Annotated in this window: 12 protein-coding genes; 6 read left to right on the top strand and 6 right to left on the bottom strand. The window is 76.2% G+C overall.

Going from position 1 to position 12,503, the window contains the following annotated elements:
* Window positions 1-101: 101 nt before the first annotated feature.
* Genes MY520_RS09150 through MY520_RS09135 form a run of 4 tightly spaced genes read left to right on the top strand, consistent with a single transcriptional unit; the run spans window position 102 to window position 2,651 of the window.
* A complete protein-coding gene (locus tag MY520_RS09150) occupies window positions 102-803 on the top strand; it encodes an energy-coupling factor ABC transporter permease (protein ID WP_436691774.1) in 702 nt (233 codons plus the stop codon).
* Window positions 800-1,123: a PDGLE domain-containing protein gene (locus MY520_RS09145; protein WP_436691773.1), complete on the top strand. Its 324-nt coding sequence runs from the start codon at window positions 800-802 to the stop codon at window positions 1,121-1,123. The genes MY520_RS09150 and MY520_RS09145 overlap by 4 nt, the downstream gene beginning before the upstream one ends.
* A gap of 2 nt (window positions 1,124-1,125) precedes the next feature.
* Window positions 1,126-1,908, top strand: coding sequence for a cobalt ECF transporter T component CbiQ (gene cbiQ / locus MY520_RS09140; RefSeq protein ID WP_436691772.1), 783 nt, complete (start codon window positions 1,126-1,128; stop codon window positions 1,906-1,908).
* Window positions 1,905-2,651, top strand: coding sequence for an energy-coupling factor ABC transporter ATP-binding protein (locus MY520_RS09135; RefSeq protein ID WP_436691771.1), 747 nt, complete (start codon window positions 1,905-1,907; stop codon window positions 2,649-2,651). The genes cbiQ and MY520_RS09135 overlap by 4 nt, the downstream gene beginning before the upstream one ends.
* Before the next feature lie 51 nt (window positions 2,652-2,702).
* On the opposite strand, the gene ftsY is transcribed toward MY520_RS09135, so the two are convergent.
* Window positions 2,703-3,911, bottom strand: a complete 1,209-nt coding sequence (gene ftsY, locus MY520_RS09130; protein ID WP_436691770.1) for a signal recognition particle-docking protein FtsY — start codon at window positions 3,909-3,911, stop codon at window positions 2,703-2,705.
* Between the two features lie 72 nt (window positions 3,912-3,983).
* On the opposite strand from ftsY, the gene MY520_RS09125 reads away from it, so the two are divergent.
* Window positions 3,984-5,663 carry an alkaline phosphatase D family protein gene (locus MY520_RS09125; RefSeq protein WP_436691769.1) on the top strand — a complete coding sequence of 560 codons (1,680 nt, stop codon included), beginning with the start codon at window positions 3,984-3,986 and terminating at the stop codon, window positions 5,661-5,663.
* 4 nt (window positions 5,664-5,667) lie between these two features.
* Window positions 5,668-6,468: an endonuclease/exonuclease/phosphatase family protein gene (locus MY520_RS09120; protein WP_436691768.1), complete on the top strand. Its 801-nt coding sequence runs from the start codon at window positions 5,668-5,670 to the stop codon at window positions 6,466-6,468.
* A 69-nt stretch (window positions 6,469-6,537) separates the two neighbouring features.
* Here the strand turns inward: MY520_RS09120 and smc are convergent, their stop codons facing one another.
* The 5 genes from smc to rnc form a co-directional block, all read right to left on the bottom strand.
* Entirely contained in the window at window positions 6,538-10,101 is a 3,564-nt protein-coding gene (smc, locus tag MY520_RS09115) for a chromosome segregation protein SMC (RefSeq protein ID WP_436691767.1), read from the bottom strand.
* 86 nt (window positions 10,102-10,187) lie between these two features.
* Window positions 10,188-10,379: a hypothetical protein gene (locus MY520_RS09110; RefSeq protein ID WP_436691766.1), complete on the bottom strand. Its 192-nt coding sequence runs from the start codon at window positions 10,377-10,379 to the stop codon at window positions 10,188-10,190.
* Window positions 10,380-10,529: 150 nt separating this feature from the next.
* Window positions 10,530-10,799, bottom strand: coding sequence for an acylphosphatase (locus tag MY520_RS09105; protein WP_436691765.1), 270 nt, complete (start codon window positions 10,797-10,799; stop codon window positions 10,530-10,532).
* On the bottom strand, window positions 10,796-11,689 hold the full coding sequence (mutM, locus tag MY520_RS09100) for a bifunctional DNA-formamidopyrimidine glycosylase/DNA-(apurinic or apyrimidinic site) lyase (RefSeq protein WP_436691764.1): 894 nt from the start codon (window positions 11,687-11,689) through the stop codon (window positions 10,796-10,798). The genes MY520_RS09105 and mutM overlap by 4 nt, the downstream gene beginning before the upstream one ends.
* Window positions 11,690-11,695: 6 nt before the next feature.
* The gene (gene rnc / locus MY520_RS09095) at window positions 11,696-12,487 is read right to left on the bottom strand and encodes a ribonuclease III (RefSeq protein WP_436691763.1); all 792 of its coding nucleotides are present in this window, start codon (window positions 12,485-12,487) and stop codon (window positions 11,696-11,698) included.
* Window positions 12,488-12,503 lie beyond the last annotated feature (16 nt).

Genomic DNA, 12,503 nt, shown 5'->3' with positions numbered 1-12,503 from the left:
CACACGCGGGCGGGCTTGTTGCGACCCGTGTGCACTTGCCAATCGTCTGCAATAAGGTCGCTGCTGGTCCGCCCATCCCCGGGCGGTCGCGAGGAGGCAGCGTGCACGTACCCGACGGGTTCCTCGACGCGCCGACGTCGGTGGCGACCGGCGCGGTGGCCGCCGGCGTGGTGGCCGTCGCCCTGAGGGGCGCGCGCCGGGAGCTGGACGAGCGCACCGCTCCCCTGGCCGGCCTGACCGCGGCGTTCGTCTTCGCCGTGCAGATGATGAACTTCCCGGTCGGTGCGGGCACCAGCGGCCACCTCATCGGCGGCGCGCTCACCGCCGTCCTCGTGGGGCCGTGGACGGCGGTGCTCTGCATGACCGTCGTCCTGCTGGTGCAGGCAGTCCTGTTCGCCGACGGCGGGATCACCGCGCTCGGGACCAACGTCACGCTGATGGCCCTGGTCGCCGTCGGCGTGGGCTACGGCGTCTTCCGGCTGCTCTCGGCGGTGCTGCCGCGCACCCGCACCGGCGTGCTGACGGCGGCCGGCGTGGGCGCCTTCCTCTCCGTGCCCGCCTCGGCGCTGGCCTTCGTCGGGCTGTTCGCCGTCGGAGGTGTCGCCGACGTCCCGCTGGGCGCGGTGGCCGCCACGATGGGCGGCATCCACCTGCTCATCGGGCTGGGCGAGGCGGCGATCAGCGTCGCCGTGCTGGGCGCGGTCCTCGCCGTCCGGCCCGACCTGGTGCACGGGGCGGCCGCACTGCGCCGTCCCGCCGACCTGGCCCGCCGCTCCGCGCCGGCGCAGGCGGGTGCCCGGTGAGCGCCCCCCGCCGCCGCGGCCTCTGGATCGCCGGCCTGGTCGTGGCCCTGCTCATCGCCGGGGTCGGCAGCTGGTACGCCAGCGGCTCCCCCGACGGCCTGGAGTGGGCCGCGGAGCAGACCGGCTTCGCGCACACCGCCGAGGACAGCGCGGCCGCCGGCTCCCCGCTGGCCGACTACGGCGTGGATGGCGTCGACTCGGAGCGGCTCTCGGGCGGGCTGGCCGGCGTCGTCGGCGTCGCGGTGACGCTGCTCCTCGCCGGCGGCCTCACGCTGCTCGTGCGCCGCCGCGGCCGCGACTCCGCCCCGACCGGCAGCTGACCGTGGGCGCCGGGCACGGCGGTCTCCTCGGCGCCGCCTACGTCGCCGGGGCCGGCCCGGTGCACCGGATGGAGCCGCACCTCAAGCTGGTCGCCGTCCTCGGGTTCGCCCTCGTCGTCGTCGCGACCCCCGTGCACGCCGGCTGGGCGTGGGCCGCCTACGCGGGGTACCTGGCGCTCGTCCTCGCGGTGGCGACCGTGGCGGGTGTGGGCCCGGCCCGGCTGGCCCGCGGGCTGGCGGTCGAGACCCCGTTCGTCGTGTTCGCCCTGCTGCTGCCGTTCGTGGCGCAGGGCCCGCGGGTGGACGTCGCCGGGCTGTCCCTGTCCGAGAGCGGCCTGGCCGCCGCCGGGGGGCTGCTGGCCAAGGCGACGCTGTCGGTGCTGGCCGCCACCGTGCTGGCCGCCACCACCGAGCCCCGGGCGCTGCTGCGCGGTCTGGAGCGGCTGGGGCTGCCCACGGTGCTCGTCCAGATCCTGATGTTCATGATCCGCTACGCCGACGTCGTCGGCGGCGAGCTGCGCCGGATGCGGGTCGCCCGGGAGTCGCGGGGGTTCCGGGGCCGCCACCTCGGCGCGCTGCGGGTGCTCGGCCCGGCGGCCGGCTCGCTGTTCATCCGCTCCTACGAGCGCGGCGAGCGGGTGCACCTGGCGATGCTGTCCCGTGGCTACGCGGGCCGGATGCCCACCGGACCGACCGCGGCCGTACCCGCCCGGGCGTGGCTGACCGCGCTCGCGCTGCCGCTGGCCGCCGGCGCCGTCCTGGCGTCCGGTCTGCTGCTCGGGTGAGCACACCCCCCTCGCTGCTCGTCGAGGACCTGGCCTTCGCCTACCCCGACGGGCACCAGGCGCTGTTCGGCGTCGACCTGCGCATCGAGCGCGGCGAGCGGGTGGCGCTGCTCGGGCCCAACGGCGCGGGCAAGACGACCCTCGTGCTGCACCTCAACGGCATCCTGCGCGGCGGGCGCGGCGCGGTCGCCGTGGCCGGCCTGCCGGTGGACCGGTCGCACCTGCAGGAGGTCCGGCGGCGGGTCGGGGTGGTCTTCCAGGACCCCGACGACCAGCTGTTCTTGCCCACGGTCGGCGAGGACGTCGCCTTCGGCCCGCGCAACCTGGGGCTGCCCGAGGCCGAGGTCGGGGCGCGGGTCGCCGCGGCGCTGGAGCAGGTCGGCATGACCGACGCCGCCGACCGGCCGCCGCACCACCTCTCCTTCGGCCAGCGCCGCCGGGTCGCCGTCGCCACGGTGCTGTCGATGCACCCGGAGATCCTGGTGCTCGACGAGCCGTCGTCGAACCTCGACCCGGCCGGCCGCCGGGAGCTCGCCGAGGTCCTGCAGGCGCTGCCGGTGACCATGCTGATGGTCACCCACGACCTGCCCTACGCCGTGCAGCTGTGCCCGCGTGCGGTGGTGCTCGACGACGGGGTCGTCGTCGCCGACGGGCCGACCCGCGCGCTGCTCGCCGACACCGAGCTGCTCGCCCGGCACCGGCTGGAGCTGCCATACGGGTTCGACCCGGCCGCGATCCGCTAGCCGACGACGTCCCCGGTCCGCTCCTCGCTCGCTGCGATGCTCCCGCGGCTGTCAGCCGACGAGCGCCTCGGCGAACGCCTCCGGCTCGAAGGGCGCGAGGTCGTCGGCCCCCTCCCCCAGCCCGACGAGCTTCACCGGGATGCCCAGCTCGCGCTGCACGGAGACGACGATGCCGCCCTTGGCGGTGCCGTCGAGCTTGGTGAGGACGACGCCGGTGACGTCGACGGCGTCGGTGAAGACGCGGGCCTGGACGACGCCGTTCTGGCCGGTCGTCGCGTCGAGGACCAACAGCACCTCGGTGACCGGGGACTGCTTCTCCACGACCCGCTTGATCTTGCCGAGCTCGTCCATGAGGCCGCCCTTGGTGTGCAGCCGGCCGGCGGTGTCGACGACCACGGTGTCGACCTCGGCCTCCACTCCCGTACGCACCGCCTCGAAGGCGACCGACGCCGGGTCGGCCCCCTCGCGGCCGCGCACGGTGAGGACGCCGACCCGCTCCCCCCACGTCTCCAGCTGGTCGGCGGCCGCCGCGCGGAAGGTGTCGGCCGCGCCGAGGACGACGCTCCGGCCGTCACCGACCAGCACCCGGGCGATCTTGCCGACCGTCGTCGTCTTGCCCGCGCCGTTGACGCCGACCACGAGGACGACGCCGGGCCGGCCCTCGCGGCGCTCGACACCGAGGCCGCGGTCCAGGTCCGGGCCGAGGACGGCGGTGAGCTCGCGGACCAGCAGCCGGCGCAGGTCCTCGCCGGACGCGGTGGCCAGCACCATCGACTGGGTGCGCAGCCGGTCGACGATCTGGGTGGTCGCGGCGACGCCGACGTCGGCGGCGAGGAGGGTCTCCTCGATCTCCTCCCAGTCGTCCTCGGTCAGCTTCTCCCGCGCCAGCACCGTCAGCAGGCCGCGGCCCAGCGACGACTGCGAGCGGGCCAGCCGCGAGCGCAGCCGCACCAGCCGGCCCGCCGACGGCGGCGGCGTCTCGAAGAGCAGGCCGGGCTCCGGCTCGGCGGGGGGCAGCTCGGTCGGCGGCGCGGCGGGCTCGACCGTCTCCGGTGGCAGCCCGAGCCCGGTGGCGGTGGACCCGGAGGGCCGCGGCTCCTCCGTCGGAGTCGGCGCCGGCGGGCGCGGCCGGGTCAGCGTCGTGCCGGAGACCGCGTCGTCGTCCAGGCGGGTGGTGCGGCGGCCGCGACCGACCAGCAGGCTGATCCCGAGGACCAGGGCGACGACGAGGATCGCGACCGCGATCAGCACGAACTCCATGGCCGTCAGTCTCCCAGGAGCCGCACAGCGGGGGCTGGGCGGAACACAGGTGCGTGGGCCACGCTGGTCGGCATGCCCCTGCCCCGCCGCGAGTCCCCGGTCCTCCTGCTCGGTCCGCTGCTCCGGCACGTCGACCCCGTGTCGGCCACCATCTGGGTGGAGGTCGACCGGCCCTGCGAGGTCGAGGTGCTCGGCCGCCGCGCGCGCACGTTCGCCGTCGGCGCGCACCACTACGCCCTGGTGCTGGTCGAGGGGCTGGAGCCGGGCAGCACCACGCCCTACGAGGTCCGCCTCGACGGCGAGCGCGCGTGGCCGGACGCCGCCTCGCCGTTCCCGCCCAGCCGGATCCGGACGCCGGGCCGGCCCGGGCCCTTCCGGATCGCCTTCGGCTCCTGCCGCTACGCCACGCCCAGCACGGTCGACCTCAGCGAGGGCATCCCACCCGACGCGCTGGACACCTATGCCGCCCGGCTGACCGGCCAGCCCGAGGACCAGTGGCCGGACGCGCTGGTGCTGCTCGGCGACCAGGTCTACGCCGACGAGCTGACCTGGCAGACCAAGCAGTGGCTCACGCTGCGCCGCGCGCAGCCGGCCGACCCGAAGACGCAGGTCGCCGACTTCGACGAGTACACCCGGCTCTACGCCGAGTCCTGGAGCGATCCCCAGGTGCGCTGGCTGCTGTCGACCATCCCGTCGTCGATGATCTTCGACGACCACGAGATGATCGACGACTGGAACACCTCGGCCGCCTGGCGCCGGGAGGTCACCGGCCAGCAGTGGTGGGCCGAGCGGATCGTCGGCGGCCTGGTCAGCTACTGGGTCTACCAGCACCTGGGCAACCTCAGCCCGCAGGAGCTGGCGGAGAGCGAGGTGTGGGCAGCGGTCCGGGAGTCGACCGGCGACGCGATGCCGGTGCTGCGGGCGATGGCGCAGGCGGCCGACGCGGATCCCCGCTCGACCCGGTGGAGCTACGTGCGGCACTGGGGCGAGGTCCGGATGGTGATGATCGACAGCCGGGCCGGCCGGGTGCTCGAGGAGCACGGCCGCCGGATGGTGGACGACGCCGAGTTCGCCTGGGTCGAGGCCGCGGTGCGCCGAGCGGTCGAGGAGGGCGTCGAGCACGTCGTGCTGGGCACGTCGCTGCCGTGGCTGCTGCCGCACGCGATCCACCAGATCGAGCGGTGGAGCGAGACGCTCAACGGCCGGCACCTGGGCGGACCGGTCGGCCGGCTGTCGGAGAAGCTGCGGCAGGCCGCGGACCTCGAGCACTGGGCGGCGTTCGGCGACTCCTTCGAGCGGCTGGGCCGGCTGCTCGTCGCCGTGGGCCGCGGCGAGCACGGCCGGCCGCCGGCGACCGCACTCGTCCTCTCCGGCGACGTCCACCACGCCTACGCGGCGGAGCTGGTGCACCCCGGCGGCCTGGCCACCCGCGTGCACCAGCTGACCGTCTCCCCGCTGCACAACCAGGCACCGCACCCGATCAAGGTCGGTTTCCGGATCGGCTGGAGCGGCTGGGCGCGACGGCTCATGACCGGCATGGCCCGGCTGGCCCGGGTCCGGCCCTCCGCGCTGTCGTGGGAGAAGGCCGCCGGCCCGTACTTCGGCAACCAGCTCGGCGAGCTGGAGCTCGACGGACGCGAGGCCCGGTTCCGGCTGTTCGTGAGCGAGCGGCGTCCTGAACCCGAGAAGTCCCTGGAGGAAGTCCTGGACCTGCCGCTGTCGGCGCCGGCCCCGGCGGAGGTGACAGGCTGAGGCGGTGACGCGACCCGCCCCCGGTCCAGGCCAGCCGCCGATCCCCGTCCGGCTGATCACGTTCAACACCCACCACGGGGTGGGCCGCGACGGACGGCACGACCTGCCCCGGCTGGCGAAGGTGCTCGCCGCCGCCGACGCCGACGTCATCTGCCTGCAGGAGGTCGACCGGTACTTCGGCGGCCGCAGCGAGGACGTCGACCAGGCGCTGCTGCTGTCGCGGGCCCTGGACATGCAGCTGGCGTGGGGACCGGCGATCGACGAGGCCAGCGCCGCCGCCGCCAAGCCGCGTCAGTACGGCAACGCGCTGCTCTCCCGGCTGCCGATCCTGGTCAGCGACGTCCACCCGCTGCCCGGGTCCGGTGAGCCGCGCAGCGCGCTGCGGACGATGGTCGAGCTGGACGGGGGTGCGCTCTGGGTGATGACGACCCACCTGAGCACCCACTCCGTCGACGAGCGGTCGGCCCAGGTGGAGATGATCGCCGGGCTGCACACCGACCCGATGGCGACCGGCGTCCTCGTCGGCGACTTCAACGCCGACCCCGACGGCCCCGAGCTCGCGGTGCTGCGGGAGCGGTTCACCGACGCGTGGGAGCTCGCCCCCGAGCGGGACGACCAGGCGGGCTGGCGGTTCTGGCACCACCAGCACGGCGAGACCCACCCCGCGGGCCGGCCGCACCGGCGGATCGACCAGGTGTGGGTCTCCCCCGGCATCGGCGTGGCCCGCGCGCACGTGCTGGACGGCGCCGGCGCCTCCGACCACCTGCCGCTCGTCGTCGACCTCGAGGTCACCTCCGGCGTCTGACGAGGCATAGGAAGCTCTTCCCACGTCCTCGGCTCGACGACGTGGGAAGAGCTTCCTATGCCTCGGGTCTCAGGCGGGTTCGGCCTCGCGGAGGCGCTGGCTGATGACGCCGGTGATCCCGTCGCCGCGCATGCTGACGCCGTACAGCGCGTCGGCGATCTCCATCGTGCGCTTCTGGTGCGTGATCACGATGAGCTGCGACGTCGACCGCAGCTGCTCGACGAGGGTGAGCAGCCGGCCGAGGTTGACGTCGTCGAGCGCCGCCTCGACCTCGTCGAGCACGTAGAACGGCGAGGGCCGGGCGCGGAAGATCGCCACGAGCAGCGCGACGGCGGTCAGCGAGCGCTCGCCGCCCGACAGCAGCGACAGCCGCTTGACCTTCTTGCCGGGCGGGCGGGCCTCCACCTCGACGCCGGTGGTGAGCAGGTCCTCCGGGTCGGTGAGGGTGAGCCGGCCCGAGCCGCCGGGGAACAGCGTCGCGAAGACCTGCTCGAACTCCCGCTGCACGTCGGCGAAGGCGGAGGCGAAGACGTCGTGGATCCGCTCGTCGACCTCGCGGACGACGGTCAGCAGGTCGCGGCGGGTGGCCTTGAGGTCCTCCAGCTGGGTGGCGAGGAACCCGTGCCGCTCCTCCAGGGCGGCGAACTCCTCGAGCGCCAGCGGGTTGACCTTGCCGAGGGTGGCGAGGTCGCGTTCGGCCTGGGCGGCCCGGCGCTCCTGCGCGGCGCGGTCGTAGGGCACCGGCTCGGGCTCGGGCTCCCCCGCGTCCTGGGCGGCCGCCACCTGGGCGGGGGTGGGCGGCACCGGCGCGCCGGGCCCGTACTCGGCGAGCAGGGTCGGCAGGTCGACGCCGTACTCCTCGGCCGCGCGGCCCTCCAGGCTCTCGATCCGGTAGCGCTGCTCGGCGCGGGCCACCTCGTCGCGGTGCACCTCGTCGGTCAGGCGCTCCAGCTCGGCGGTCGCCGCACGCACGGCCGCCCGCACCTCGAGCAGCTCGGCCTCCCGGCCGGTGCGCACCCGCGCCAGCTCGTCGCGCTCGGCGGCCGCCCGGGACAGCGAGCCGGCGAGCGCCGCGAGCGCCGCCTCGGCCTCCGCCCGCACGCGGGCCGCGACCTGCGCGCCCTGCTCACGGGCCAGCCGAGCGGCGGCGGCCCGTTCCCGCGCCGCGCGCTCCTGCCGCGCCTGGCGGCGCAGCGACTCCGCCCGCCCGGCGAGCGCGCGCGCCCGCTCCTCGGCGGTGCGGACGGCCAGGCGCGCCTCGGTCTCGGCCTGCCGGCCGGCCGCGGCCTCCAGCCGCAACCGGTCCCGCTCGGCGGGGTCCGGCTCGTCGGCGACCGGCGCGGCCTCGGCCTCGGCCAGCCGCTCCTCGAGCCCGGCCAGCGCCAGGTGTGCCTGCTCCAGCGCCTGCTCGGCGCGCACCCGCGCGGCGACGGACCGCTCGGCTTCGGCGGCGGCGGACCGGGCAGCGGCGCCGAGTTCGGCCAGCTGCGCGGCGACGGCGGACCGGCTGCGGTCGGCGGCCTGCCGGGCGGCCAGTGCGGCCTCCACGTCGGCCGACCGGGCGCGGGCGACCTCGCGGGCGGCGACCAGCCGGTCGGCCAGCTCGGCGGCACGGTCGACGGCCGCGGCCAGCTCCCGGTCGGCATCGTCGACCCGCGCGCGGACCTCCAGACCCGACGGTGCGTCCGCGGAACCGCCGACCGCCCAGTCCGCGCCGACCAGGTCACCGTCTCGGGTGACCGCCCGCACGCGCGGGTGCGTGCCGACCAGGGCGACGGCGGCGTCCAGGTCGGGCACGACGGCGACCCGGTCCAGCGCCCGGGCCAGCGCGGAGCGCAGCTGCTCGGGAGCCGTGACCAGGTCGAGGGCCCACCGCGCACCGTCGGGCAGCTCGGGCCACCCGTCGCGCGGCAGGGCCGGCAGGCCGGCGGTCACCAGCAGCCCGGCCCGCCCGCCGCCGCCGTCCCGCAGGCGGGCCAGCGCGGCGGCGGCCTCGGCCACGCCGGAGACGACGACGGCGTCGGCCATCCCGCCGAGGGCGGCGGTGACCGCGAGCTCGGCCCCGGGCGTGACGCCGAGCTGCTCGGTCACCGGCCCGAGCACGCCGGGGAGGCCCGCGGCGAGGACCTCGGCGGCACCGTCGGCCGGTGTCAGGCCGAGGGCGAGGGCGTCGCGGCGGGCCTGCCAGGAGGCCCGGTCGCGCTCGGCGGCGCGCTCGGCGGCGGTCAGCTCGGTCACGTCCCGGGCCGCCTCGGCGTGCGCGGCCACGGCGTCCTGGTGCGCGGTGACCAGGGCGACGTCGGCGTCGGCGGCGCCGGCCACCTCGTCCCGCCGCGCGGCCAGCCGCTCGGCGGCTCCGTCGGCGCGGTCGGTGGCCTCGCCGGCGGCGAGCGTCAGCCGCTCGATCTCGGCCTCGCCGGCCGCCACCCGGGAGCGCGCGGCGGCGACCTGCCCGGAGAGCCGGGCCAGCCCCTCCCGGCGGTCGGCCAGGGCCCGTGCCGCGGCGACCCACGCCCGCTCGGCGTCGGCGAGGGCGGACTCGACCTCGGTGCGGGCGGCGACGGCGGTGGCCAGCCGCCCGCGCTCGGCCGCCAGACCGGCAGCGAGCTCGGCCTCGGTGGCGGCGATCCGCTCGGCCTCGGCCTCGAGCTGGTCGGGGTCGCGGCCCGCGGCGGCAGCGGGCGGAGCGGCCGACAGGTGCCGGTGCCGCTCGGCGGCCAGCTGCGCGATGCCGCGGAAGCGCTCGGTCAGCGCGGAGAGCCGGTACCAGGTCTCCTGCGCCGAGCCCAGCAGCGGCGCGTTGGCGGCCAGCTCCGCCTCCAGCCCGGACTCGCGCCGCGAGGCCTCGCCGAGCCGGTCCTCGACGACGGCGCGCCGGCGGCGGGCGGCGGCCTCGTCGGCGACCTCGTCCAGGGCCTCGCGCAGCCGGACGAGGTCGTCGGCGAGCAGCCGCAGGCGGGCGTCGCGCAGGTCGGCCTGCACGCCCGCAGCCCGGCGGGCCACCTCCGCCTGGCGGCCCAGCGGCTTGAGCTGCCGGCGCAGCTCGACGGTCAGGTCCCCCAGCCGGTCGAGGTTGAGCTGCATCGCGTCGAGCTTGCGGAGCGCCTTCTCCTTGCGCTTGCGGTGCTTGAGGACGCCGGCGGCCTCCTCGACGAAGGCCCGCCGGTCCTCCGGCCGCCCGGAGAGGACCGCGTCGAGCTGCCCCTGGCCGACGATGACGTGCATCTCGCGGCCGATGCCGGAGTCGCTGAGCAGCTCCTGGACGTCGAGCAGCCGGACCTTGTCGCCGTTGATCTCGTACTCGCTCTCCCCGGAGCGGTACATGCGCCGGGTGATCGAGACCTCGGTGTACTCGATCGGCAGGGCGCCGTCGGCGTTGTCGATGGTGAGGGTGACCTCGGCCCGGCCGAGGGCGGGGCGGCCGGCGGTGCCGGCGAAGATCACGTCCTCCATCTTGCCGCCGCGGAGGCTCTTCGCGCCCTGCTCGCCGAGGACCCAGGCGATGGCGTCGACGACGTTGGACTTGCCCGAGCCGTTGGGCCCGACGACGGCGGTGATGCCCGGCTCGAGGCGGAGGGTCGTCGCGGACGCGAAGGACTTGAAGCCCTTCAGCGTCAGGCTCGACAGGTGCACGAGATCAAGACCCTAGCCCCGCAGGGCTCCGCCGCCCGCGACCTGCGGAGCGGGCGGGAAGGGTGGTGTCGTTGTGGCGGAGCCGTTCAGGCGAGCGCCGGCTCGGCGTTCTCGCCGGCCATGCTCAGCAACTCGTGGGCGATCGCCGCGTCGCGCTGCGCGCGCAGCTCCTGCAGTTCCTGCTCCAGCCGGCGCACCCTGGCCCGCAGCACGGCGTTCTCCTCGACTACTCGGAGCTCCGCGGGGGGGACGACGTGACCGAACAGGGCCTTGGCCATGGCTACTACGGCCTTTCGACTGCGTTGAGGGAACGACCTGCGCCCCGTTCGACGGTCGGCGCGGTCTGTGTGTTCCCAGGGTGACAGGCCCCGACACGCAGGTCAACGGCCACACTGCACACCACCCGTGTCGGGCGTGTGTCACCTTCGTCACGCCGTCGTGAAGCCGGTCCCACCCTGCCCCGCCTCGTCCCGCACGTCGACCCGCCGCACGGCACCCGGGGCCTCGGGGCCTCCCAGAGCGGCCAGGACAGCGGCCACGGCGGCGTCCGGGCCCTCGAGCACCACCTCGACCCGGCCGTCGGGGAGGTTGGTCGCCGAGCCGGCGAGCCCGGCGGCCTCCGCGCGCCCACGGACGAACCAGCGGTAGCCGACCCCCTGGACGGCGCCCGACACCAGCGCGACCACCCGGCGGCTCACGAGCGGCGGGCTCTCGGGCGCGGCTGGCAGCGCGGGCAGCTGTAGCTGGACCGGTTCATGAACGACTCGCGCACGATCGCCGTCCCGCAGCGGGGGCAGGGCCGGTCGGCCTGGCCGTACACGGCGAGAAACCGGGAGAAGTAGCCGCTCTGCCCGTTGACGTCGACGTAGAGCGAGTCGAAGGAGGTGCCGCCCTGCGCGAGGGCCTCCCCCAGCACGTCGCGGACGCCGTCGAGCAGGTCGCTGACCTGCCCGCGGGACAGCCGGTCGGTCGGCCGGTTGCCGTGCAGCCGGGCCCGCCACAGCGCCTCGTCGGCGTAGATGTTGCCGACGCCGCCGATGAGCGTCTGGTCGAGCAGCGCCCGCTTGACCTCGGTGTGCCGCCGGCGCAGGGCGGCACTGAACGCGTCGGCGTCGAAGGAGTCGTCGAGCGGGTCGATCGCGATGTGCGCCAGGCGCGGCGGCAGCCCGCCAGGGTCTCCACCCCCGACCGGGTCGCCGTCCTCCACGGCCAGGCCCCCGAAGGTGCGCTGGTCGACGAAGCGCAGCTCCCGGCCGCCGTCGGTGAAGGTGAACCGGGCGCGCAGGTGCGTCTCGTCCGGCGCCGACGGCTTCTCCACCAGCAGCTGGCCGCTCATCCCCAGGTGCGCCACGAGCGCCCGGCCCGACGCCGTGCCGTCCGGTTCGGCGAGCGGCAGCCACAGGTACTTGCCCCGCCGGCGGGCCTCGGTGAGCGTGCGCCCGGTCAGGGTCTGCACGAAGTGGTCGGTGCCCTCGAGGTGCCGGCGCACGGCGCGCGGGTGGTGCACCTCGACGGCGGCGACGGTGCGACCGGCGACCCAGCGCTCGAGTCCGCGCCGGACCACCTCGACCTCGGGCAACTCGGGCACGGCCGGTCAGCTCCGGACGGCGGCGGGTTCCGCGGTCTCCGTCAGCGCCTGCCAGGCGGCCTCGGCGGCCTCCTGCTCGGCGGCCTTCTTGGTCCGCCCGGTGCCGCGGCCACGGACGGTGTCGGCCAGGACGACCGCGGCGGTGAAGGTCTTGGCGTGGTCGGGACCGTCGTCCTCGACCAGGTAGGTCGGTGCGCCCAGCCCCAGCGCGGCGCCGAGCTCCTGCAGGCTGGTCTTCCAGTCCAGACCGGCGCCGCGGGTGGCGGCCTGGTCCAGCAGCGGGTCGAACAGCCGGTGGACGACGCCGCCGGCGGCGTCCAGGCCCAGCCCGACGTGCACCGCGCCGATCAGCGCCTCCAGTGCGTCGGCGAGGATCGAGTCCTTCTCCCGCCCGCCGGTGGTCTCCTCACCGCGGCCGAGCAGCAGGTGCGGGCCCAGCCCGCCGGCGCCGAGACGGCGGGCCACCCCGGCCAGCGAGGTCATGTTGACCACGGAGGCCCGCAGCTTGGCCAGCCGGCCCTCCGGCAGCTCGGGGTGGCGGCGGTACAGCTCGTCGGTGACCACCAGGCCGAGCACCGAGTCGCCGAGGAACTCCAGGCGCTCGTTGGTGGGCAGCCCGCCGTTCTCGTAGGCGTAGGACCGGTGGGTCAGCGCCAACGCCAGCAGGCCGCCGGGCAGCTCCACGCCGAGGGCGTCGGAGAGCCAGGCGGCCGCGCGGATGGCGTGTGCCTCCCCCGCCGGGGAACGCCGGGGCGGCCCGCCCGGAGCGGGCTGGGTGCTGGCCGGCGACGTCCCCACGACGGTCTGCCCCTGC

This window comes from Geodermatophilus sp. CPCC 205506 (assembly GCF_051383635.1).
In the GTDB taxonomy this organism is placed as follows: Bacteria; Actinomycetota; Actinomycetes; order Mycobacteriales; family Geodermatophilaceae; genus Geodermatophilus.
This window is presented reverse-complemented; position numbering and strand designations above follow the sequence as displayed.